Source organism: Pseudomonas sp. LB3P58 (assembly GCF_054897895.1).
In genome coordinates this window covers 2,140,089-2,161,889 of the sequence record NZ_JBUBVE010000001.1, presented here as the reverse complement: position 1 = coordinate 2,161,889, position 21,801 = coordinate 2,140,089, and the positions used below count along the sequence as shown (strand labels likewise).

At 61.0% G+C, this 21,801-nt stretch carries 21 protein-coding genes and 1 tRNA gene; 6 read left to right on the top strand and 16 right to left on the bottom strand.

The features are described 5' to 3' along the window. Positions 1-136 precede the first annotated feature (136 nt). The 14 genes from ACYZTZ_RS10200 to ACYZTZ_RS10135 all read right to left on the bottom strand — a co-directional run bounded on the left by ACYZTZ_RS10200 (position 137) and on the right by ACYZTZ_RS10135 (position 15,438). Positions 137-3,235: an error-prone DNA polymerase gene (locus tag ACYZTZ_RS10200; RefSeq protein ID WP_461998086.1), complete on the bottom strand. Its 3,099-nt coding sequence runs from the start codon at positions 3,233-3,235 to the stop codon at positions 137-139. Continuing rightward, entirely contained in the window at positions 3,211-4,626 is a 1,416-nt protein-coding gene (locus ACYZTZ_RS10195; RefSeq protein ID WP_461998085.1) for a Y-family DNA polymerase, read from the bottom strand. Before ACYZTZ_RS10195 ends, ACYZTZ_RS10200 begins: the two co-directional genes overlap by 25 nt. Positions 4,627-4,633: 7 nt before the next feature. Beyond that, positions 4,634-5,251: a translesion DNA synthesis-associated protein ImuA gene (imuA, locus tag ACYZTZ_RS10190; RefSeq protein WP_461998084.1), complete on the bottom strand. Its 618-nt coding sequence runs from the start codon at positions 5,249-5,251 to the stop codon at positions 4,634-4,636. Next, positions 5,251-5,868: a transcriptional repressor LexA gene (gene lexA, locus ACYZTZ_RS10185; RefSeq protein ID WP_461998083.1), complete on the bottom strand. Its 618-nt coding sequence runs from the start codon at positions 5,866-5,868 to the stop codon at positions 5,251-5,253. Before lexA ends, imuA begins: the two co-directional genes overlap by 1 nt. Before the next feature lie 167 nt (positions 5,869-6,035). After that, a complete protein-coding gene (locus ACYZTZ_RS10180) occupies positions 6,036-6,323 on the bottom strand; it encodes a DUF971 domain-containing protein (protein WP_461998082.1) in 288 nt (95 codons plus the stop codon). After that, on the bottom strand, positions 6,320-7,282 hold the full coding sequence (locus ACYZTZ_RS10175) for a HEAT repeat domain-containing protein (protein WP_461998081.1): 963 nt from the start codon (positions 7,280-7,282) through the stop codon (positions 6,320-6,322). The genes ACYZTZ_RS10180 and ACYZTZ_RS10175 overlap by 4 nt, the downstream gene beginning before the upstream one ends. Further along, positions 7,279-8,127 carry an ABC transporter ATP-binding protein gene (locus ACYZTZ_RS10170; RefSeq protein ID WP_461998080.1) on the bottom strand — a complete coding sequence of 283 codons (849 nt, stop codon included), beginning with the start codon at positions 8,125-8,127 and terminating at the stop codon, positions 7,279-7,281. The genes ACYZTZ_RS10175 and ACYZTZ_RS10170 overlap by 4 nt, the downstream gene beginning before the upstream one ends. Then, positions 8,127-8,909 (bottom strand): ABC transporter permease, encoded by a 783-nt coding sequence (locus ACYZTZ_RS10165; RefSeq protein WP_461998079.1) that lies wholly within the window; start codon positions 8,907-8,909, stop codon positions 8,127-8,129. The genes ACYZTZ_RS10170 and ACYZTZ_RS10165 overlap by 1 nt, the downstream gene beginning before the upstream one ends. 137 nt (positions 8,910-9,046) lie before the next feature. After that, complete coding sequence (locus ACYZTZ_RS10160; protein ID WP_461998078.1) at positions 9,047-10,453, bottom strand: ABC transporter substrate-binding protein; 1,407 nt, start codon at positions 10,451-10,453, stop codon at positions 9,047-9,049. A 169-nt stretch (positions 10,454-10,622) separates the two neighbouring features. Beyond that, complete coding sequence (locus ACYZTZ_RS10155) at positions 10,623-10,868, bottom strand: 4Fe-4S dicluster domain-containing protein (RefSeq protein WP_007946457.1); 246 nt, start codon at positions 10,866-10,868, stop codon at positions 10,623-10,625. A 26-nt stretch (positions 10,869-10,894) separates the two neighbouring features. Further along, a complete protein-coding gene (locus tag ACYZTZ_RS10150) occupies positions 10,895-12,625 on the bottom strand; it encodes a fumarate reductase/succinate dehydrogenase flavoprotein subunit (RefSeq protein ID WP_461998077.1) in 1,731 nt (576 codons plus the stop codon). 11 nt (positions 12,626-12,636) lie between these two features. Continuing rightward, positions 12,637-13,389, bottom strand: a complete 753-nt coding sequence (locus ACYZTZ_RS10145) for a GntR family transcriptional regulator (RefSeq protein ID WP_461998076.1) — start codon at positions 13,387-13,389, stop codon at positions 12,637-12,639. Between the two features lie 176 nt (positions 13,390-13,565). Then, positions 13,566-14,534, bottom strand: coding sequence for a Gfo/Idh/MocA family protein (locus ACYZTZ_RS10140; protein ID WP_461998075.1), 969 nt, complete (start codon positions 14,532-14,534; stop codon positions 13,566-13,568). Between the two features lie 16 nt (positions 14,535-14,550). After that, positions 14,551-15,438 carry a Dyp-type peroxidase gene (locus ACYZTZ_RS10135; RefSeq protein ID WP_461998074.1) on the bottom strand — a complete coding sequence of 296 codons (888 nt, stop codon included), beginning with the start codon at positions 15,436-15,438 and terminating at the stop codon, positions 14,551-14,553. Between the two features lie 244 nt (positions 15,439-15,682). On the opposite strand from ACYZTZ_RS10135, the gene ACYZTZ_RS10130 reads away from it, so the two are divergent. After that, entirely contained in the window at positions 15,683-17,308 is a 1,626-nt protein-coding gene (locus tag ACYZTZ_RS10130; RefSeq protein ID WP_461998073.1) for an NADP-dependent glyceraldehyde-3-phosphate dehydrogenase, read from the top strand. Positions 17,309-17,355: 47 nt separating this feature from the next. Then, on the top strand, positions 17,356-18,396 hold the full coding sequence (locus tag ACYZTZ_RS10125; protein WP_461998072.1) for an FUSC family protein: 1,041 nt from the start codon (positions 17,356-17,358) through the stop codon (positions 18,394-18,396). A 13-nt stretch (positions 18,397-18,409) separates the two neighbouring features. On the opposite strand, the gene ACYZTZ_RS10120 is transcribed toward ACYZTZ_RS10125, so the two are convergent. Further along, entirely contained in the window at positions 18,410-19,306 is an 897-nt protein-coding gene (locus ACYZTZ_RS10120) for a DMT family transporter (RefSeq protein WP_461998071.1), read from the bottom strand. A gap of 135 nt (positions 19,307-19,441) precedes the next feature. On the opposite strand from ACYZTZ_RS10120, the gene ACYZTZ_RS10115 reads away from it, so the two are divergent. Further along, positions 19,442-19,879, top strand: coding sequence for an Lrp/AsnC family transcriptional regulator (locus tag ACYZTZ_RS10115; RefSeq protein WP_056740694.1), 438 nt, complete (start codon positions 19,442-19,444; stop codon positions 19,877-19,879). A 65-nt stretch (positions 19,880-19,944) separates the two neighbouring features. Here ACYZTZ_RS10115 and ACYZTZ_RS10110 read toward each other — a convergent pair whose 3' ends face one another. Further along, a complete protein-coding gene (locus ACYZTZ_RS10110) occupies positions 19,945-20,616 on the bottom strand; it encodes a Bax inhibitor-1/YccA family protein (RefSeq protein ID WP_008155030.1) in 672 nt (223 codons plus the stop codon). Positions 20,617-20,738: 122 nt separating this feature from the next. On the opposite strand from ACYZTZ_RS10110, the gene ACYZTZ_RS10105 reads away from it, so the two are divergent. From ACYZTZ_RS10105 to ACYZTZ_RS10095, 3 genes are all read left to right on the top strand, one after another. Further along, positions 20,739-20,826: transfer RNA gene (locus ACYZTZ_RS10105), tRNA-Ser, on the top strand. A gap of 206 nt (positions 20,827-21,032) precedes the next feature. Then, a complete protein-coding gene (locus ACYZTZ_RS10100; protein WP_461998070.1) occupies positions 21,033-21,242 on the top strand; it encodes a hypothetical protein in 210 nt (69 codons plus the stop codon). Between the two features lie 105 nt (positions 21,243-21,347). Next, entirely contained in the window at positions 21,348-21,743 is a 396-nt protein-coding gene (locus tag ACYZTZ_RS10095) for a hypothetical protein (RefSeq protein WP_461998069.1), read from the top strand. Positions 21,744-21,801: the final 58 nt, after the last annotated feature.

The window sequence follows — 21,801 nt, the reverse complement described above, 5'->3', positions numbered from 1 at the left end:
TTAGGGTGAGGTGTTTTTTTGATTTACATCGACCTGCAATATCGAGTCGAGCTCGGGATCTGAAACAACACAAATCTGCTCCCTTTCCCCCTCTCCCCTGTGGGGAGAGGGCTGGGGTGAGGGGTGGCTTTAATGTTCAGCGGAAATCCCGGCTGCGCACACTGATGCCGTCGAGCAATGGGCTCAAATCGCTCAACCGTCCGGCAATCAAATGCCGCACCTCGCCTTCCTTTTCCCAACGCCCGTCGACCTTGAGCAATTGCGAGCCGACCAACACCTGGCGCTGCCGATCGGCCAGGTCGCGCCAGACGATGACGTTGACATTGCCGAACTCATCTTCAAGGGTGACAAAGGTCACACCACTGGCGGTGCCCGGGCGTTGTCGACCGGTCACCAGCCCGGCGACGCTGACCGGTCGTCCATGCTCGACCTCCAGCAGTTCCTTCGAACTGCGGCAGCGCCGGGCTTTCAATTCACCCCGCAACAACGCCAGCGGATGCGGACCGAGCGTGGTGCCGACACTGTTGTAATCGGCTAGCAGGTCCTCGCCGACGGTGGGTTTGGGCAACGACACCGCGCCCTCCTCCTGACTCGGCAGACCGGCAAACAAGCCGAGCTGTTTCTGCACACCCGCCACTTCCCAGCGCGCCCGATGACGGTCACCGGCCAGGCCACGCAGCGCACCGGCATCGGCCAGTTGTTCCTGGACGCGGGCATCGAGTCGCGCCCGTTCGCCGAGGTCGGCAATGTCGATAAACGCCCCCTTCGACCTCGCCGTTTCGATGCGCCGGGCATCGTCCTCGCGAAAGCCCTTGATCATCCGCAACCCCATGCGAATCGCCGGCTGGGCTCCGGTGATCGGTTCGAGGCTGCAATCCCAGTCACTGGCGCGCACGTCCACCGGGCGAATCTGCAAATGATGCCGGCGCGCGTCCTGCAGAATCTGGTCCGGGCTATAGAAACCCATGGGCCAGCTGTTGATCAGCGCACAGGCGAAGGCCGCCGGCTCGTGGCATTTCAACCAGCAACTGGCGTAGGTCAGCAAGGCGAAACTGGCGGCGTGGGACTCGGGAAAACCGTAGCTGCCGAAGCCTTTGATCTGCTCGAAGATCTGCGCGGCAAACTCGGCCGTGTAGCCGTTTTTCTTCATCCCGGCGGCCAGGCGATCCTTGTGCGGCTCCAGCCCGCCGTGGCGTTTCCAGGCGGCCATGGAGCGGCGCAACTGATCGGCCTCGCCGGGGCTGTAGTCGGCGGCGACAATCGCAATTTGCATCACTTGTTCCTGGAACAGCGGCACGCCCAGTGTGCGCTTGAGCACGGTTTCCAGTGCCGGGGACGGATAGATCTCGGGTTCTTCCTTGTTTCGGCGTCGCAGGTACGGATGCACCATCCCGCCCTGAATCGGCCCCGGACGGACGATGGCCACCTCGATCACCAGATCGTAGAAGGTCCGGGGTTTGAGCCTCGGCAGCATCGACATCTGCGCCCGGGACTCGATCTGGAACACGCCGATGGTGTCGGCACGACCGATCATGTCGTAGGTTTGCGAGTCTTCGGACGGGATCGTCGCCAGGCTCAGGTCCCGATGGCGATGACGGCGCAACAGATCGAAACAGCGGCGGATTGCACTGAGCATGCCCAACGCCAGGATATCCACCTTGAGCAACCCGACGGCATCGAGGTCGTCCTTGTCCCACTGGATGATGGTGCGCTCGGCCATGGCGGCGTTTTCCACCGGGACCAGGCTGTCCAGAGGCTGCTCGGAAATCACGAAACCACCGGGGTGCTGGGACAGGTGTCGGGGGAAACCGATCAGTTGCCCCGTCAGGCTCAGCACCCGGCGCAGCACCGGGCTCTCGGGATCGAACCCGCCTTCAAGCAGGCGCTCCACGGGCGGTGTTTCATCACTCCAGTGGCCACAGCAATCGGCCAGGGCGTTGATCTGATCCGGCGGCAAACCCAGGGCCTTGGCCACATCACGCACCGCGCCGGCCGCGTGATACGTGCTGACCACCGCCGTCAACGCCGCGCGGGTCCGGCCATAACGCTGGAACACGTACTGCAGGACTTCTTCGCGACGTTCGTGTTCGAAATCGACGTCGATGTCCGGCGGTTCGTTGCGCTCTTTGGAGAGAAAGCGCTCGAACAACAGGGTGGTGCGATCCGGGTCGATTTCCGTGATGCCCAAGGCAAAGCACACCGCCGAGTTGGCCGCCGAACCACGGCCCTGACACAGGATTTTTTGCTCACGGGCGAATCGCACAATGTCGTGAACCGTCAGGAAATAGCTTTCGTAGCCCAGCTCGGCAATCAGCTCCAGTTCCTTGTCGATCTGCGTCAGCACCTGGGCCTGCGGGCCTTTTGGCCAGCGCCACGCGATGCCCTTCTCGGTCAAATGACGCAGCCAGGACGTGGCTGTCTGGCCTTCAGGGACCAACTCCCTAGGATATTGATAACGCAACTGACCGAGGTCGAAGGTGCAGCGCCGGGCGATGGTCAGCGTTTCGTCGAGCAGTGTTTGCGGGTAGATCGATTGCAGCGCCTCGAGACTGCGCACATGCCGCTCGCCATTGGGATGAAGACGCAGCCCGGCCTCGGCCACCGGCAGGTGATGACGGATCGCGGTCATGGTGTCCTGCAAGGCGCGCCGGCCACGGGCGTGCATGTGCACATCGCCGCTGGCCACCGCCGGGATTCGCAGTTCGCCCGCCAGGGTCAGCAGCGCAGCCAGTCGCCGGGTATCGTCCTGGCCGCGATGCAGCTGGACGGCCAGCCACAGGCGTTCGGCGAAGGCCTGTTTCAGCCAGTGGCCCAGTTCGACGTCATCGACCGCGTCCGGCACCCACAACGCCAACAGCCCCGGCAAGGGTTCACTGAAGTCTTCCCGCAGCACTTGATACTGGCCTTTCTGCGTGCGGCGTCGGGCTCGGGTAATCAGTCGGCACAGGGTCTGGTAACCCTCGAGGTTTTCCACCAGCAACACCAGTTTCGGACCGTTTTCGATGCGCACTTCGCTGCCGATAATCAGCGGCAGCTCCACGGATTTTGCCGCTTGCCAGGCGCGGACGATACCGGCCAGGGTGCATTCATCGGTGATCGCCAAGGCCTGATAGCCCTGCTTTTTCGCCCGCTGAAAGAGTTCGAGGGCACTGGAAGCACCGCGCTGAAAACTGAAGTTAGACAGGCAGTGCAGCTCGGCATAGTCGACGCTCATGCGAACCAGCCCTGCAGCCACAACGGGCCGTCCTCACCGACCGCACGATAGGCCCAGCCCTGCTGGCCGGAACGGGTTTCGATCAGGAAGTAATCGCGGCGCACATCGGCGCCGTCCCACCAACCGGACTCGATGCGTTCCGGCCCCATCAGGATGCGCGTCGAACCTTCGTGCACCGCCAACGGTTCAGTCAGCAGCCAGCCCGGACGTTGCACCGCAGGCAGCCCTGCACAGCGCTGACTGTCGACACTGGCCTGCCACGCGCATTCCGGCCGGTGATCGGCCTGGAACCGCAAACCCTGCACCGCGTCATCCCCCAACCGCGCGCGCAAGCGTTCGCGCAGTTGCTCCCACGGCAAGGACTGCTGCGGGCGGTCGTCGAACAGTTCCTGGCGCTGGGGAACGAAGGCCGGCAAGTCTTCGGCGCGCAAGCGAAAACCGCGCACCGGGGCCTCGACCTGGACGTGCTCCAACCGGCCCCGGGCCAGTTCAAAGAGCATCGCCGGATCACGTTCGGCGCTGAGCAGGCCGACCTTGATGACGGTGTCCGGCAACCCGGCGTGTTCCAGGTGCAGGTCGAAACGCTGCACGCCGCTGTCCCGACCGCAAAGAAACGCCGACAGGTCACCGGTCAGCCGGCGTAACGGAAACAGCAGCGCCTGATGGGACTGCACGTCGAAGTTGAGCTCGATGCGCACATCGAAGCGGTCCGGCGGCAAGTAGAACGCCAGCGCCAGCCGCCGTAACCCGAGCAAGGCGTCCAGATGCTTGAGCACCTGGGCCTCGAAACGCCGGGCCAGGCTATGGCGAGGCAACGCCTGAACCTGACTCAAGGTGCGCAACCCCATGCGCGACAACGCGGTGGCAACGCTGGTTTCCAGCCCGACCCGGTCGATGGGCAACTGCCCAAGATGATGCTGCAAGACTTGATCGTCGGGCACCACCAGACCGTCATAAGCGTTGGCCAGCACCCGTGCGGCCACCGGGTTGGGCGCGGCAACAATCCGATGGCGAAACCCCAACTCGCCGAGCTCGGCCCGCAACCGCGCCTCGAATTGCGGCCAGGCGCCGAACAACCCCAGGCTGGATTCGATTTCAAACACCAGCGCACGCGGGTAATGCACGCTGACTTGTGAACTGAATCGATAAGCCCAGGCGGCCAGAAACTGCTGCCAGTGCTCGATCTCGGCAGCGTCGTATTCAGCCGTGACAAACCCTTTGCTCAAGGCCTGGGCGGCGGTCATCGACTGGCCCGGACGCAAGCCCAGCGCCCGCGCCGAAGCGTTGACCGCTTGCAACACCCGACGCTGGGCCGGGCCGGTCAGCAGCGCCAGCGGCTCATCGGGATCGGCGCGCTGACGCAGTACCGCGTCCAGCGCCAATTGCGGGAAAAGAATACAGACCCAGCGCATGGCAACCTCAATGTCCCACAGGGAAGGCAATCGGCGCCGAACGCGCCAACCCGCCCCGGCACTTGAGCACGCGCAATTGCGCAGGCCTGGCATCGATGGCGATGCGCAACGCTGCTGGCGAAGGGTTGATCGCCTCATTGATCGAGCGGTAGGCAAACGCCAGGGTCGAGCCGGTTTCCGCCGCCACCTGCAAGCGTCGCAACGCCCGGTCATCGGCCTTGTGCGGCCAGCACAGCACTGCGCCGCAACTGCCCGAACGCAGGCATTGTTCCGCAGCCCACAAGGCATCGCGTTCGCTGGCCTGGATGATCGACAACTGACGCAGATCGACCCCGGCGTTCTGCCACGCCTGGGGATACGGCACGTAAGGCGGCGCCACCAGCACGATGCGCTCGCCCGCGGCGGACAACCGCGCCAGCGCCGGCCACACCAGTTGCAGCTCACCGACGCCCTGCCCGGCCAAAAGGATTTCGGTCAGCGCCGCTTCCGGCCACCCACCCGTAGGCAACGCCGCATCCAGCGCGGCATGCCCGGTGGGTTGCGGGCTGACGGCCGGTGGCGCAAGCCGGCCCTTCCAGACCTGGCCGCCATTGAACAGCGTATCCAGCGCAACGACGGCGCCCATCACCCTTGCCTCACCAGACCGCAGAACACCCCTTCGATGGCCAGGTCCTGATTGGCTTCGACGATGATCGGCTTATAGGCCGGATTGCGTGGCAGCAATCTGACAACCTCACCGACCCGTTCGAAACGTTTGATGGTGACTTCCCCGTCGAGTCGCGCGACGACGATCTGGCCGTTGAACGCCTCGGGATTACGGTGCACGCCCACCAGATCGCCGTCGAGAATGCCGTCCTCGATCATCGAGTCGCCCTGGACCCGCAGCATGTAATCCGGTACCCGCGAGAAGATCGACGGATCGAGCAGCAAGCGGTTGTGAACCTCGGCATCGGCACCGATCGGCGCACCCGCCGCCACCCGGCCGAGTACCGGAATGTCCAGCAACTCGGGCCGCGCCGGCTGCCCGAGCAAACGAATGCCCCGGGCCTGATGCGCATTGACCTCGATGAAACCGGCCTCGGTCAGCGCCAGCACATGCTTGCGCGCCACGCTGCGGGAGGCGAAACCGAACGCCTCGCTGATTTCAGCGAGGCTCGGGGACTGGCCATGCTCGGCGATTCGATCGCGGATAAAGGTCAGGATGGCGGTACGGCGGGGAGTTAAAGTCGTCATGGAGTACATTTGTACTCTTTTGGCTTTTTTCTGGCAAGGACCGCCAGTCACCTCAATCCCCAGACTTTGTGGTTTCCACTTGTGGGAGCGAGCCTGCTCGCGAATACGGTGTGTCAGTCGACATCTGTGCTGAATGTCAGTCCGCATTCGCGAGCAGGCTCGCTCCCACAGGGATTTCAGGTGGTTTCTGGGGTGAGTTGTGCCAGGTAGGGCCAGGGGTAGATGCCGCGTTCGTGGCCGTCGCTGAAGATCAGTTGCAGGCCGTAGCCCTGGGAATTGAGTTCGACCACACGGATGCGCTCATCGACTTTCACCCTCAACCCCTGCAACCGAAACGCCCGGCATTGCGAGCACGGGCATTGGCGGCGCAATTCAGCGTGATCCAGCAACTGTTCGCGACCATCCGGCCAGTTCAACCGCAGCTGCTGTTTACCTTGGGAATTGCCAATCGCCACCGGGTTCATTGCAGCTGACTCAAGGCGATGCGCACGGCTTTGCGCACTTCCGGGTCGCCGTCGTCTTGCGCGGCTTGCAAGGGTGCGATGGCGCCCCGCTCGTTCAGTTCTCCAAGGGCCAGGGCGGCTTCCTTGCGCAAGTTGCTGATGCGGTGGCCGAGGGTTTCGATCAGCGCTTCAAGGGCCGGGACGTAACGCAACCGGCCGAGGCTACGAGTGGCGCGCAGGCGGACTTGCCAGTAATCGTCACTCAAGGCTTCGACCAAGGCCGGGCCGGCGTCGACGTGACCGACCTTGCCCAGCGTGGTGGCGGCTTCTTCGCGCACTTGCCAGGCCTCGTCCTGCAAGGCGTGGCGCAGCGCCGGCAGCACGTGGGCGTCGGACGCCAGGCCCAGGGCACCGGTGGCGGCGCGGCGGACTTCGGTGTCCGGGTCGTCACTGGCCAATCGAGCAAGCGCCGGCAAGGCATCGAGTTGCTTGAGCCAGCCGAGTACACCAACGGCTTCGCGGCGAACGCTGGCGTCTTCATCGCTCAATGCCTCTAAGGCGGCAGCGGCGGCATCGGGAAAGCGCAACTCACGCAAGGCTCTGAAAGCGGCGATGCGCACACTGATATCGGCATGCCCGGTCCACGGCAGAATCACCTTGCCCGCCGCCTCGGTCTTGAGCAGGCTAAGGCTTTGCGCGGCGGCGGCTTGCACGGCTTGGGAAGGATCGGTCAGCGCCTGGCACAGCGCTTCCACCACCGGCTCGTCCTCCCAGGCTTCGAGCAAGCGTGCGGCTTCGGCGCGGACTTCTTCGGTCGGGTCTTGCGCCAGGCGATTGACCAGCCACAGCAAACCGTCCGGTTCTTCAAGGTCGGCCAGTTCGATCAGGGCAATTCTGCGCACGCCGGGATCTTCATCCGTCAGGCGCGGTTGCAGGGCGAGAATGTCGTCGTTATCGGTTACATCGAATAGAGAGGTCATAGGGCAAATCGCGGCAGTTTGTTTTCAAGGGGAAGTCCGAGAGGGTTCAGGCGCGGTAACTGCCGACCGTCTTCGTGACGCAGCAACTCGAGGCAATGACGCTTCAAGCGGGAGAACTCGTGGCTGGTGACCAGTTCGGTGGTGCGTGGCCGTGGGAAATCGAGGCGCAGGTCTTCAATGATCCGGCCCGGGCGCGAACTCATGACCAGCAGCCGATCGGCGAGGAACAGCGCTTCATCGATGTCATGGGTGACGAACACCACGGTGGTGCGAATTCGCGTCCAGATGTCCAGCAGCAGCTCCTGCATGTTCAACCGGGTCAGCGCATCGAGGGCGCCGAAGGGTTCGTCCATCAACAACAGGCGCGGGCGGTTGATCAGCACCCGGGCGATTTCTACCCGTTGCTGCATGCCACCGGAGAGTTGATCAGGCCAGCGCTCGGCAAACCCTTCGAGGCCCACCAGGGCAAGGATTTCGTCGGCGGCTTTGTGGCGTTCTGTTTTGCCGATGCCACGCATTTTCAGGCCGAAAGCCACGTTGTCGCGCACGGTGCGCCAAGGGAACAGCGTGTGGTGCTGGAACACCATGCCGCGTTGCGGGGACGGGCCCGAGACTGGCGCACCGTCGACTTTCAGGGTGCCGGTTCGCGGTTGCAGGTGGCCGGCCAGCGCGCCGAGCAAAGTCGATTTGCCGCAACCGGACGGCCCGAGAATGCACACGAATTGCCCCGGTTCGATCTGGCAATCCAGACCTTGCACGGCTTCGAAGGCTTGCTTGTCTTCGCCGAGGACGATGGACAATTGTCGGATGTCGATCCGCCCTTCAGGGGTTTGCATCACGCTCATCAGGCTTTTCCTCGTGGTCGGTGCCAAGGCGTGAGCAGCCCGCCCAGACGTTTGATCAGCAGGCTGCTGCCCATCCCCAGTACGCCGATCAGCAACATGCCAACCACGATGTCGGCGTAGTTCTGGATGGTGTAGGACTCCCAGGTGTAATAGCCGATGCCGTATTGGCCGGAGATCATTTCGGCGGTCACCAGGCAGAACCATGAGGTGCCCATACCGATAGCGAGGCCGGTGATGATGCTCGGCGCAGCGCCTGGCAGGATCACCTCCAGCAGAATCGCCCGGCGCCCTGCCCCGAGGCTTTTCGCCGAGGCAATCAGCCGTGGGTCGACGCCTTCGACGCCATGCACGGTGTTGAGCAGGATCGGGAACAGCGCGCCGGTGAAGGTGATGAAGACCATCGACAGCTCTGACGAGGGGAACATCAGGATCGCCAGTGGAATCCAGGCGACGGCGGGGATCGGGCGCAGGACTTCCAGCGGTGGTAGCAACAGGTCTTCAGCCCATTTCGAGCGACCGATGGCCAGGCCCAACGCGATGCCGATGATCAGCGCCGCGAGGTAACCGGCGAAGACCCGGCTGATGCTGCTGCCGAGGTGTTGCGCGAGCTTGCCGGAGTCGCCGAGGCCGAGGGCGGCTTCGATGACCGCCAGTGGCGTCGGGACGTTGGCGAAGGTGACCAGGCCGAGGTTCCAGTGGTGGCTGGCGGCGAGTTGCCAGAATAGGAGGCAGAGCAGCAGTGACGCGGCTCGGGGGATCCAGCGTAAATAGGATCTGTACACAATACTTCCTCTCAACCGAGATCACTGTGGGAGCGGGCTTGCTCGCGAATGCGATTTTTCATTCAACATTGATGTCGACTGATCCACCGCATTCGCGAGCAAGCCCGCTCCCACATTTGATCGAGTCGTTCTGGGGATCAGCGGGTGGCGACGGCCTGGGTGGTGGCATCGGTGAAGTCGAAGACTTTTCCGCCTTGGGCCGCAGCAAATTGCTGGGCCTGGCCTTTGAGCAGAAACGCGCTCAGGCGCCCTTTCGCATCACTGGCAAACCACGCCTGATCCGCCAGCAACTTGATCCCGCTGTCACTCGCCTGGGCATACACCGCGCGGATGTTTTTGCCTTCCTGCTTCAGGCTGGCCAACGCGGTGAACGCCGACTCTGCCGAGGCGTACTGCCGAACCTTCGGCTCACCCCGCACCCAGATCTCCGCCACATGGCTGAAATCGGTAATCGCTTTGCCGCTCGACGCATCCACCGCCTTGAGCGGCGCCTGCCCGTAGTTGGCCAGTTGCGCGGTGTAATCCAGCTTCGAGGCCTTGAACGCAGCGCGGATGTATTGGTCGTCGATGAAGGTATTCAGATCGAGACCGCGATCAGCCTTCTTCAACAGCTTGAGGGTATCGATGGCAGTCCCGACGGCCTGACGATATTCCGGCTTCCAGCTCAGGTCGCGGGTTTGCACGCCCAGCGGACCGTGGAACAGGTAATTGACCTCCGCATCGACGCCAGTGACCTTGGCGATCAACTCGCTGTATTTCTCCGGTTCAGCCGCCAGCAACTGGTTGGCTTCGATGCTCGCCCGCAGGTAAGCCACAACGATTTCCGGGTACTTCTTCGCGTAGGCCTGGTCCACCAGCGCACCATGGAAGGTCGGGGCATTGGCTTGGGCGCCGTCATAGATCTTGCGAGCGAAACCACGGCTGGGGAACAGTTCGGCGAACGGCACGAAGTCAGCGTGGGCATCGATCTTCCCGGCCTGCAGGGCCGAGCCTGCAACTTCCGGCGGCTGGGCGATGATGTTCACGTCTTTCAGTGGGTCCCAGCCTTGGGCCGCGACCGCCCGCAGCAACATGCCGTGCGCCGTCGAGGCGAACGGCACGGAAATGGTCTTGCCCTTGAGTTCGGCCAGCGACTGCACACTCGAGGCGCTCGGCACCACGATGCCGTTGCCACTGCCCTTGATGCTGCCCGAGAGCACGCTGATGAACAGGCTGTGCTTGCCCGCGGTTTCGAACGCCACACCATTGAACGAACCGGGGAAGTCGGCCATGGCGCCGAAGTCGAGTTTGCCGGCGACCATCTCATTGGTCAGGGGCGCGCCGCTGGTGAAGTTCTTCCACTCGACATCGTACTTTGCGTCTTTGTAGGGGCCGTCGTGGGGCAGGTATTTGTCCAGCAGGCCCAACTCGCGAATCAACAGGCCGCCGGCGGCGCAGTTGATCGTGGTGTCCTGGGTGCCGATGGCAATGCGGATGGTTTCGGCTTGAGCAGACAAGGTGAATGAGGCCAGTACCAGACCGGCTAATGCTGCACGCAATAACATAGATGTATCCCCTCGAATCATTTTTAGGATGTTCGTCTCCGCCACGATCAGGGCGTGGTGGGAAACGAGGGGTGTTTTGAATCAGGCGTCCGGTGGTTGCCGGATGGCTTTGTGGTTGTTTGGGCTGGCCTCTTCGCGAGCAAGCCCGCTCCCACATTGGAACTGGGTTTCAGCGCAACAGGTAGGGGATTTCGACTTTCACCGCCCCGGTCGGGCAGTCCTTTTCACACGGCATGCAGTACCAGCATTCGTCGAACGCCATGTAGGCCTTTTGCGTGGCCGGGTTGATCGCCAACAGGTCCATCGGGCACACATCGACGCACACGGTGCAGCCTTTGTGGGCAATGCAAAGGTCCTCATCGACCGTGACGGGCGCGTTGGAGCGGAAGAAGATTTCCTGGGGTTGATAGGCCATTTCGCGGTCTCTCTTTTTTGTGATGCTCAGGCTGCAAAGGCACCGACCCGCAGCCGGTCGTAGGCCTGCATTTCATCGGCGTCCAGCGGGATGATGTAAGGCTCGACAGCTTTCTTGAAACTGCTCATCACGCCGTTTTCATCCTTCTTCAGGTGGCAATGGCAGAACCAGTCGCTGTCGTTGCGTTGCGGGTGGTCGACCCGATAGTGGTAAAGCCCCCAGCGACTTTCGGCGCGGAACAGCGAAGCGCGGGCGGCCATTTCGGCGCAGTCGCGGATCATGCTGACTTCCATGGCGCGCATCAGTTCGTGGGCGTTGTGGGCCTTGATCTGATCGAGATCGCGCTGGATATCGCTGAAGCGTTGCAGGCCGATTTGCATCTTCTTGGTCACTTTCGGCGGTTGCAGGTAGTCGTTGACGAAGCGCCGCAGCTTGTATTCGACCTGAGCCGGCGGCAGGCCGTGTTCGCGGTCCAGCGGTGCGTAGACCCGGGCCTTTTCCGTTTCGATCTGCTGGGCATCGACCGTCGAAAACTCACGTCCGGCGACAAAATCCGCCGCGTTGGTGCCGGCAAACCAGCCGTAGGTGAACGCGCCAAGCATGTAGTTGTGCGGCACCGCAGCCATGTCACCGGCCGAATACAAACCTTTGACCGAGGTCTCGGCCTTCTCGTTGACCCACACTCCGGAGGCCGAGTGACCGCTGCAAAAACCGATCTCGGAGATGTGCATTTCGACCATTTGCGTACGGTAGTCAGTGCCGCGATTGGCGTGAAACTGACCGCGACTCGGGCGTTCGTTGCTGTGCAGGATCTCTTCGATGTTCTGTATGGTTTCCTCGGCCAGGTGATCGAGTTTGAGGAACACCGGGCCGTTGCCGCTTTCGAGTTCCTGGTGGAACTCCCACATCATCTGGCCGCTCCAGTAATCGCACTCGATGAAGCGTTCGCCCTTGTTGTTCGCGGTGTAGCCGCCTAACGGACCGGTGACGTAGGCGCAGGCCGGGCCGTTGTAATCCTTGATCAGCGGGTTGATCTGGAAGCATTCCAGGTTCGCCAGTTCAGCCCCGGCGTGATAAGCCATGGCGTAACCGTCGCCGGCGTTGGTCGGGTTTTCGTAAGTGCCCATCAGGTAACCCGAGGACGGCAAGCCGAGACGCCCGGCGGCGCCGCAGCAGAGGATCACGGCTTTGGCCTTGATCACGTGGAAGTCGGCGGTGCGGCAATCGAAGCCCATCACACCGTTGACCGCACCCTCTTCGTCCGTCAGCAATCGTGTGCAGACCAGCCGATTGGTGATGCTCACCCGCGCCCGTTTCAACTGGCGATACAGGACTTTTTTGATGTCATGCCCTTCCGGCATTGGCAGCACGTAGGCGCCCATGTGGTGGACCTTTTTCACCGCGTAGTCGCCGGTCTCGTCCTTCTCGAACTTCACGCCCCAGCGGTCCAGCTGCTCAATGGTTTCAAAGCTGTGGGTCGCGTAGGCATACACCGCCGCCTGATTGACGATGCCGTCGTTAGCGATGGTGATTTCCTTGGTGTACTGCTCGGGCGTCGAGTGACCGGGAATGATCGCGTTGTTCAGGCCGTCCATGCCCATGCTGATCGCGCCGCTGCGTTTGACGTTGGCCTTGTCGATCAGCAGCACGCGCAAATCGCGATTGCGTTCCTTGGCCTTGATCGCCGCCATCGGTCCCGCGGTACCACCGCCGATCACGACGATGTCGTATTCCTGTTCGAGCGTCTTTCTAGTCATTGAGCCGTGAGTCATGCCTGCGCCCCTTTTTGCCGGTCGATCCGCAGGCGGTACTGGAAGGCATCGCCGCGGTAGTAAAGGTGTTCGAAGTCCACGGGTTGGCCGCTGGCATCGTGGGTCAGGCGCTCGATGCGCATGATCGGCGAGCCGGGCTCGACGTTCAGCGCCTGGGTCAGGTCGCTGTCGGCCAGCACCGCGTCGATGGCCAGATCCGCGTGACCGAGGGCCAGGCCGCAGTCGTTTTCCAGGATCAGGAAAATGTCGCGGGTGACCAGATCGGCCTTCTCCAGGCGCTCGCCGATGGCCTTGGGCAGGTAGGTGATTTCCAGCGAAATCGGCTCACGGTTGATCAGCCGCACGCGCTTGATCTGCGCCACCGTCTCGCCTTCGGCGACGTGCAAGCGCTCGGCAACGAGTTTGTCGGCGGGAATGAATTTGAAGCTGCGCAGGCGGTTGATCACCTCGTAGCCGCGACCGATCATGGACTCGGCGAGGCCTTGCAGGGTGCTGACGTTCTGGAAGGTTTTCGGCTTGGCGACGAAGGTGCCTTTGCCGTGGATCTTGAAGATCAGCCCTTCTTTCTGCAGATCCCCCAAGGCCTGGCGCACGGTGATGCGGCTGACTTTGAACAGCGCGCCGAGTTCGCTTTCGGAAGGCATCTGGCTGTCTTGCGGGTATTCACCGTCAAGGATGCGAGCGCGCAGCACATCCCGCAGTTGGGTGTGCAGCGGAACGCTACTGAGGGAGAGAACGTTATCGGTCATGGAAGATCACTTGTTATAACGAGTTATGACGTGATCTTAAAGTTCTAATGACAGGCTTGAGAAATACTGTTTGAGAATAAGGTTAGAAGATCAAAAGATCGCAGCCTTCGGCAGCTCCTACAGGTGTACGCGATGCCATGTAGGAGCTGCCGAAGGCTGCGATCTTCTGCTCTTTTTCAGCCGCGCTTGAGGATCTGGTCCATCACCCAATCGGTTTTCAATGCCTGCTCGGCCACCGCCGGATGCTGCGCCTCACCCCGAATATGTGCGTTCATGCCCAGTACGTGATGCCATTGAATGTGGTGGTGATTGTCGATGTGCAGGCTGAGGGTTTCATCGGCTTCAAGCTGAACCGGATGCTCATCGAATACGGAAAAGCTGATCCGGCCTTTGCTGCCGATCAGCTCGACCCGATCTTCGCGGCGGTCCGCGACGAAATTCCAGCACCCCATACCCAGGGCGCCCGAAGCAAACCGCCAACTGGCGCTGACGGCATCCTCGGCGGCATACAAACCGGCCTGGTGCGCGGTAAACCCGGCGACTTCGACGATGTCACCGAGCAGGTACTGGAACAGGTCGAAGCCATGGCTGGCCAGGTCGGCGAAATAACCGCCGCCAGCAATGGCCGGGTCGGTGCGCCAGTTATCTGTACCGCCAACATCAGTCGGAGATGGCGCTTTGGTCAGGGTCCAGGTCAGGTGCCGGACCTCGCCGATCCGCCCTTCCTCCAGCCAGTGCCGCACCTGCTGGAAGCGCGGCAGCGAGCGTCGGTAGTAGGAAACAAACAGGTGCAGCCCGGCCTCGGCAAAGACCTTTTGCATCTCACGGCTTTGCCCGGCATTCAGCGACATCGGTTTTTCGACGCAGCAATGTTTGCCAGCGGCGGCCACCCTCAAGGCGTAAGCGTGATGGCTGTCAGGCGGCGTGGCGATGTACACCGCGTCGACCTCGGGATCATTGATCAACGCGTCGACGTCGGTGTAGGCCCGAGCGATGCCGTGGCGCGCGGCGTAATCCGTCACCGCGTCCAGACGCCGGCCCATCACCGCCACCAGCGCCGAGCCGGGCGCCTTGTAGAAGGCCGGCCCGCTCTTGCGTTCAGCGACGCTGCCACAACCGATCATGCCCCAGCGCACCACGTTCATACTCACTCCCTGATGTTTAGCCGATGCGCAGAGCGCGCAGGTCCAGATGACCGTTCTTGAGCGGCGGGCACCAGTAGTAGCCGCCGGTGATCGGCCGGCTGATGCGGTACAAACCGTCGGTGATACCGTCTTCCAGACCGCTCATGCGGCGCAATTGGGCTTCGAAAGCGTCGAGGGAAAAACCGAAGGCCAGGAACATCAGACCGGCGCGATCGCCTTCGATCCAGGGCATGGAACGGCGCACCACGAACGCCTCGGGGGCGAAGCTTTCCTGGGCGGTGCGTTTGACGTGAGCGGAGATCGGCGCGTCGTCGATCTCTCCGTTGTCACTCAAACGACGGCCCATGATGTTGTCCTTCTCATGGGACGGCATCCCGTGAAAGCCCTTCAGGTCGTGCTGCCACTGTTGGATCGCGGCGAAGCTGCCGCCGACCATTCCGTCAGCGCCGTCACTCACCAGCGCAGCGGCAACGGCGGCTTCGTCGTGAGGGTTTTCGGTGCCGTCTTCGTAACCGGTCAGGTCGTGGCCGGTGAGGTGGCGGAAGGTTTCGTTCATCTGCACCAGGCGCAGGGCCGGGGCCAGCGCCGCTTCGATGGCGTTGCTGCGGTTGAGCAATTCGCCACGGTCGACACCGTGCAACCAGCACCAGAGCGCGTGCTGGGTCGACGGGTTGTCGACGCCGACACCGGTCAACGCTGGAAAGGTGCGCAGGCCTTCGATTTGCCCCATGAGGGCCTTGACCAGGGATTCACCGAACCCGACCACTGCCGACTTACCGTCGATCAGCCCCTTCAGATTTTCCAGCGCGGCCGGCAAGGCAGCGGCGGATTCGAGTGCGAAGAACATATGACGGGCTTGAGGCGGAACTGGGGTGGCGAGAATGCCCGGCTGGTAGTAACTCATATGAACTCCTTCAGAAAGAGCGCGAAGTTTAACCGATCAAGACAGCCAGTGTGCTGTAGGTCATGACAAGCCGTGTTGCCATCTGATAAAACGATTCAGCTATGCTGATCGAGCGCGCCGCCTGTAATAGGCAGCCTCTCGCCGCCACTTTCGACAACCGCGTTGTCATCAGGCCTTGACCTGATAGCAGTGCGTAGCGATAACAGACCTTATCCGCATCACCCAATCCAGACGGGGTAGCGACATGACCACAGCACACATCCTTGGCAACCTGTTTCCCGACGCCACCGACATCCCGGAAAAATACCGCCTCGACGGCCAGACCGAGCAGCGTGAATACCTGGTCGACGGCGAGCTGAAAACCTGGTCCGGGCCCCTCGCCCAAGTCCGCAGCCCGGTGTACCTGACGGGTGAAAATGGCGATGAACAGGTGATCCTTGGCAGCACGCCGCTGCTCGACGCCGACACCGCATTGACCGCCCTCGACGCCGCCGTCCGCGCCTATGACCGGGGCCAGGGTCTGTGGCCGACAATGCGCGTAGCCGAACGCATCCAGCACGTCGAAACCTTCCTCGGACGCATGCGTGAACAGCGCGAAGCCGTGGTCAAGTTGCTGATGTGGGAAATCGGCAAGAACCTCAAGGACTCGGAGAAAGAATTCGACCGCACCTGCGATTACATCGTCGACACCATCAACGCGCTCAAGGAACTCGACCGCCGCTCCAGCCGCTTCGAACTGGAACAGGACACCCTAGGCCAGATCCGCCGCGTACCGCTGGGTGTGGCGTTGTGCATGGGACCTTACAACTACCCGTTGAACGAAACCTTCACCACGCTGATCCCGGCGCTGATCATGGGCAACACCGTGGTGTTCAAACCGGCCAAGCTGGGTGTGCTGCTGATTCGTCCGTTGCTGGAAGCGTTCCGCGACAGCTTCCCGGCCGGGGTGATCAACGTGATCTACGGCAGCGGCCGCGAGACCGTCAGCGCGCTGATGGCCAGCGGCAAGATCGATATCTTTGCGTTTATCGGCACCAACAAGGCCGCCAGCGACCTGAAAAAACTCCATCCAAAACCGCACCGCTTGCGTGCAGCGTTGGGCCTGGACGCGAAAAACCCCGGCATCGTGCTGCCCGAGGTGGATCTGGACAACGCGGTCAGCGAAGCACTCACCGGCTCGCTGTCGTTCAATGGTCAGCGCTGCACCGCGTTGAAAATCCTCTTCGTCCATGAAGACGTGGTCGACGCTTTCATCGAGAAATTCAACGCCAGACTCGCCAACCTCAAACCCGGCATGCCGTGGGACAGCGGCGTGGCGCTGACGCCGTTGCCGGAAGCGAGCAAGGTCGATTACTTGCACTCACTGGTGGCGGATGCCGTGAGCAAAGGCGCCACCGTGGTCAACCCCAACGGCGGTGAAGCCCGCGCTTCGTTCTTCTACCCCGCCGTGCTGTACCCGGTGACGCCGCAGATGCGCGTCTACCAGGAAGAACAGTTCGGCCCGGTCGTGCCGATCGTGCCTTACCGGCATCTGGACACGGTGATTGATTACGTCCTGGAATCGGACTTCGGCCAGCAGTTGAGCATCTTCGGCACCAACCCGGTGGCAGTCGGCCGGCTGGTGGACACCTTCGCCAACCAAGTCGGCCGGATCAACCTTAACGCTCAATGCCAGCGCGGCCCGGACACCTTCCCGTTCAACGGCCGCAAGAACTCCGCCGAAGGCACGCTGTCGGTGCATGATGCGTTGCGGGTGTTTTCGATACGGACACTGGTGGCGACCAAGTTCCAGGAAACCAACAAAGAACTCATCAGCGAGATCATCAGCGGACGCAGTTCGAGTTTCCTGACCACCGATTACATCTTCTGAGGAGACCGAGCCTGAGTACATTCAGAGACAGCCGACTGCCACCGCTTATGCGCCGACTGCTGCGTCCATTGCTGGACCCGTACCGGCGCTATCGCCACGCCAGGGTGATCCACGCGGTGCGTGTATCGCTGGGGTTGCTGGCAACGATCCTGCTGACCACCGGCATCCATCTGCCCCACGGTGAGTGGGCGTCGGTGACGATGCTGGTGGTGATCGGCGGTTTGCAGCACCACGGCAACATCGGCAAAAAAGCCGCCGAGCGCGCCATCGGCACCTTGATCGGTGCCGGCGTCGGCTTGCTGCTGGTGGCGCAACAAGCGTGGCTCGGGATGCCGTGGCTGACCTATTTCGCGATGGCCGTGGTCTGCGGGTTTTTCTCGTACCACGCCATCGGCAAGGGCGGTTACACCGCGCTGCTGTCGGCGATTACCGTGTTTATCGTCGCGGGGCATGGCGACAATCCGATCACTGACGGGTTGTGGCGTGGGGTGGACATCCTGATCGGTATCGCCCTGGCCCTGGCATTTTCCTTCGCCTTGCCGCTCTACGCGGTTTATTCGTGGCGCTATAACCTGGCCGATGCCTTGCGCGACTGCGCGACGATCTACGGGCGAATTATCAATGGCCAATCGGTCACCGATGACGAACACCATAAACTCGTGGGCCGCCTGAACACGGTGATGGTGCAACTGCGCTCGTTGATGCCGTCGGTGTCCAAGGAAGTGCGGATCTCCATGACCGAACTCGATGCCATTCAGCGCCACTTGCGGATGTGCGTCAGCACCCTGGAAATCCTCGGAAACACCCGACCTGACGCCAGTGACCCCGATGCCATGGCCCATCTGCAATCGTCCTTGAAAGCCGAGCATCGGCTGATTCGGGTGCAACTGATCGGTATGGCCCGAGCGCTGAAATCCGGGGCATCCCAGCGGCTTAGTCGCCCCGTCGAATTGCCATCGGATTCAAGCCTGACCGCGCCGGTTTACAATCCGCTGGACGGCTATCGGTTATTGGTCCGGCAATTAGCCGCCAACATCGGCGAGATGCGCCAGCGCTTGGCCAAGACGGCACCGCGCTGGAACATCTGACGTTTTTTACGGCTTACTGCGTCGTCACCGTCCGACGAAACTTCAGGCTCCAGCCCTGTTGCATGCCGGCAGCGGCCAACAGAATCGCGGCAACACCGATCCATTGCAGCGGCTCCAGGCGATGGCCGAAAGCAAACCAGTCGACGAAAATCGCCGCAATCGGGTAGATGAAGGACAACGCACCGGTCAGTGTCGTCGGCAGTTTTTGAATCGCGCCGTAGAGCAGCACATACATCACGCCGGTGTGGACAATGCCCAGCGTTACCAGACTGGCCCACGCGCTCGGCGCTTGCGGCAGCGCCGAAAAGTGCGCGAATGGCGCGAGTAACAGCACGCCGGTGGTGACCTGAATCAGCGCGATCAGATGCGGCGGTGTGCCGGTCAGGCGTTTGATGATCAAGGCGGCAATCGCGTAAAGAAATGCCGCCCCCAGCGCCAGAGCGATGCCCAACAGGTAATCATTGCCGCTCTCGCCCTGCCCGCCATGTGCGCTGACAATTGCCAGCATCCCGAGAAACGAAATGCCCAGCCAGAACAGTTTCTGCAGGGTGATTTTCTCGTTGAGGAACAACGCGGCCAACCCCACCAGCATGAACGGCTGAACGTTGTATACCGCGGTGCCGATGGCAATCGAGGCGCGGGAGTAAGAAGCAAACAACAGTACCCAGTTGCCGACAATCGCCATGCCGCTGAGCACGGCCAGCAAGAACGTGGTGCGGGTCAGAATGCCGGGGCGCAGGAAGCCGAATGCCGCGCAAATCAGCAACAACGTGCCGGCGCCGAACACGCAACGCCAGAACACTACGTCCAGCACCGGTTGCCCGGACACCAGCACGAACCAGCCGATGGTCCCGGAAATCAGCATGGCGGCGGTCATTTCAAATGACCCGTGACGTATTGTTTTGTCCATCATCAGACTCCTGTGTTTGAGCCCAAAGTATGCCAATCCGCCGAGGGGCTTCTCCAGCGCAAAAAGCAGGCTAAACTCGAAATCTGCCTTTTTTATCAAGGTGGTTTTGAATAATTGCCTAATTGAGGTTTCGCCATGACTGACGATATCGACCAAGTACTGATCACGGCGTTGATGGAAGACTCACGGCGCTCGCTCAAGGCCTTGGCGCAGATCAGCGGCCTGTCCTCGCCCAGCGTTGCCGAACGCTTGCGGCGCCTTGAGGAACGCGGCGTGCTCAAGGGCTATACCGTCGAGATTGATCCCAAGAGCTTCGGTTATCAACTCCAGGCCATCGTGCGCATTCGCCCACTGCCGGGCCAGTTGCAGGAAGTGGAGCGGCAGATTCAGGCCATCCCGGAGTTCACGGAGTGCGACAAAGTCACCGGCGACGACTGTTTCATCGCCCGCCTGCATGTGCGTTCGATGGAACAACTGGACACCCTGCTCGACCGCCTGAATACCCATGCCGAAACCAACACCGCAATCGTCAAGAAAACCCCGGTCAAGCGCCGTTTGCCACCGATGGCGTGACCCTTTACTCAAATCGCAGGCAAGAAAAAACCCGCCGAAGCGGGTTTTTTCCTCAAGGCTGACGATTAGTCATCGCGGCTCATGATGCCGAACAGCTGCAACAAGCTGATGAACAGGTTGTAGATCGATACATACAGGCTAATGGTCGCCATGATGTAGTTGCGTTCGCCGCCGTGAATGATGGCGCTGGTCTGGAACAGAATGCAGACCGAGGAGAACAGCACGAAACCTGCGCTGATCGCCAGTTGCAGACCGCTGATCTGGAAGAACAGGCTCGCCAGCGTCGCACCCAGCAGCACGAAGAAGCCTGCGGTGATAAAACCACCCAGGAAGCTCATGTCCTTGCGAGTAATCAGCACATAAGCCGACAGACCGCCGAACACCAGCGCAGTCATCGCGAAGGCCGAACTGACCACCTCGGCGCCGCCCTGCATACCCAGGTAACGGTTGAGGATCGGGCCGAGCAGGAAACCCATGAAACCGGTCAGGGCAAATGCCGACACCAGGCCCCAGGCCGAATCACGGAGTTTGTTGGTGAGGAAGAAAAGGCCGTAGAAACCGATCAGCACCACGAAAACGTTCGGGTAGCCGACACGCATCTGCTGAGCGACAAACGCCATCACGCCGCTGAATGCGAGGGTGAGAGCGAGTAAGCCGTAAGTGTTGCGCAGGACGCGGCTAACCTCTAGCTGCTCAGCCTGCACGCTGTTATTAACTGCGTAATCCTGTTCGCGCATGGCGACACTCCTGTTGGTTTGAAACGTTCAGTCGCAAAGATCATAACAGACGCTCTGTAACAAGCTATGCAGAGAGTTTGACAGTGTGTTTCATTCAGGTATTATGGCGCCCGCAACGCAACGGAGGTGTGGCCGAGTGGTTTAAGGCAACGGTCTTGAAAACCGTCGACTGTAACAGGTCCATGAGTTCGAATCCCATCGCCTCCGCCATATTTGTACCGACAAAGCCCTGATTTTTCAGGGCTTTGTCGTTTCTGGGGTTTGAGCGGCACCCCTTGTTTTTGGCATGCGTTACAAAACTATTTGGTAACCGTTACAAAACTTTCCAGTTTTCTCCCTCCTCCGGCGTCCTGCCGATCGTTAAACATCCTTCATGTAACGCAATGCTACGCTGCCCTCAAAACCGAGGATTCGCGATGCCAAACTCAGACCTGCTCCCTTCCCTGCTGTACAAGATCAACGAAAACCAACTCGCCCTCGAAGCCGCCATCATGGAGCTTTCGAATTGGGTCGAGGCCCGCGGTTCGGCTGACGCCGCCGACAACGTCCGCGGCGCCCTGGACACCATCGACAAGAACGAAGAGTTCATCAAGCTGACGCTCGCGGTGCTCATGACGCAGGAGTGACCACCGTCAAAATCAAAAGACCATTATATTTTTTTCCAATGATTCCAATTATCACAATCTGACTCTATGCTCGGTTTTTCCAACCCATCATGGATTTTGTCTGACATGGATATCATCAGAAACGTTTTGTCAGTTGGCCTTGTTTTATTAGGCATCTGGGCTTTCCTGCTATCTATAGGCTTATGCATCCAGCTCAAGCAGGCGTGCTTAAATTGGATTGAATCCACTAAAAGGCCAATTGCTCAAAATATTGTCTTCAACTACGTATTGAAAGTGCTTGGCCTGAGTCAGCTTGATAGATTGACGTGCTCGATTTTTATCATCAATGCCCTGATGCTCTGGCCTCTAACCCTCGTTTTCGGTATTCCTGCCGTAAAAACCTTCCGCGCTCGCGAGCGGCGCGCGCTTGAGAACCTGATAGCTGATCGGAATGAAGCAAAGCTCTCGTCGACGAAAACCTCATTGATGAGCGAATCTCGACCTCTCGAAATGCGCCAATGATGCAGCAGTACCATCTGGAATGGCCTACAGGTCTTGTATCTCAAAGGTATGCATTGAC

Excerpts from the sequence above, each read along its gene's own strand:
- ACYZTZ_RS10195 (WP_461998085.1), bottom strand. The coding sequence starts at position 4,626 with ATGCGCTGGGTCTGTATTCTTTTCCCGCAATTGGCGCTGGACGCGGTA.
- imuA (WP_461998084.1), bottom strand. The coding sequence starts at position 5,251 with ATGGGCGCCGTCGTTGCGCTGGATACGCTGTTCAATGGCGGCCAGGTC.
- lexA (WP_461998083.1), bottom strand. The coding sequence starts at position 5,868 with ATGTACTCCATGACGACTTTAACTCCCCGCCGTACCGCCATCCTGACC.
- ACYZTZ_RS10180 (WP_461998082.1), bottom strand. The coding sequence starts at position 6,323 with ATGAACCCGGTGGCGATTGGCAATTCCCAAGGTAAACAGCAGCTGCGG.
- ACYZTZ_RS10175 (WP_461998081.1), bottom strand. The coding sequence starts at position 7,282 with ATGACCTCTCTATTCGATGTAACCGATAACGACGACATTCTCGCCCTG.
- ACYZTZ_RS10170 (WP_461998080.1), bottom strand. The coding sequence starts at position 8,127 with ATGAGCGTGATGCAAACCCCTGAAGGGCGGATCGACATCCGACAATTG.
- ACYZTZ_RS10160 (WP_461998078.1), bottom strand. The coding sequence starts at position 10,453 with ATGTTATTGCGTGCAGCATTAGCCGGTCTGGTACTGGCCTCATTCACC.
- ACYZTZ_RS10155 (WP_007946457.1), bottom strand. The coding sequence starts at position 10,868 with ATGGCCTATCAACCCCAGGAAATCTTCTTCCGCTCCAACGCGCCCGTC.
- ACYZTZ_RS10150 (WP_461998077.1), bottom strand. The coding sequence starts at position 12,625 with ATGACTAGAAAGACGCTCGAACAGGAATACGACATCGTCGTGATCGGC.
- ACYZTZ_RS10145 (WP_461998076.1), bottom strand. The coding sequence starts at position 13,389 with ATGACCGATAACGTTCTCTCCCTCAGTAGCGTTCCGCTGCACACCCAA.
- ACYZTZ_RS10140 (WP_461998075.1), bottom strand. The coding sequence starts at position 14,534 with ATGAACGTGGTGCGCTGGGGCATGATCGGTTGTGGCAGCGTCGCTGAA.
- ACYZTZ_RS10135 (WP_461998074.1), bottom strand. The coding sequence starts at position 15,438 with ATGAGTTACTACCAGCCGGGCATTCTCGCCACCCCAGTTCCGCCTCAA.
- ACYZTZ_RS10130 (WP_461998073.1), top strand. The coding sequence starts at position 15,683 with ATGACCACAGCACACATCCTTGGCAACCTGTTTCCCGACGCCACCGAC.
- ACYZTZ_RS10125 (WP_461998072.1), top strand. The coding sequence starts at position 17,356 with ATGCGCCGACTGCTGCGTCCATTGCTGGACCCGTACCGGCGCTATCGC.
- ACYZTZ_RS10120 (WP_461998071.1), bottom strand. The coding sequence starts at position 19,306 with ATGGACAAAACAATACGTCACGGGTCATTTGAAATGACCGCCGCCATG.
- ACYZTZ_RS10115 (WP_056740694.1), top strand. The coding sequence starts at position 19,442 with ATGACTGACGATATCGACCAAGTACTGATCACGGCGTTGATGGAAGAC.
- ACYZTZ_RS10110 (WP_008155030.1), bottom strand. The coding sequence starts at position 20,616 with ATGCGCGAACAGGATTACGCAGTTAATAACAGCGTGCAGGCTGAGCAG.
- ACYZTZ_RS10100 (WP_461998070.1), top strand. The coding sequence starts at position 21,033 with ATGCCAAACTCAGACCTGCTCCCTTCCCTGCTGTACAAGATCAACGAA.
- ACYZTZ_RS10095 (WP_461998069.1), top strand. The coding sequence starts at position 21,348 with ATGGATATCATCAGAAACGTTTTGTCAGTTGGCCTTGTTTTATTAGGC.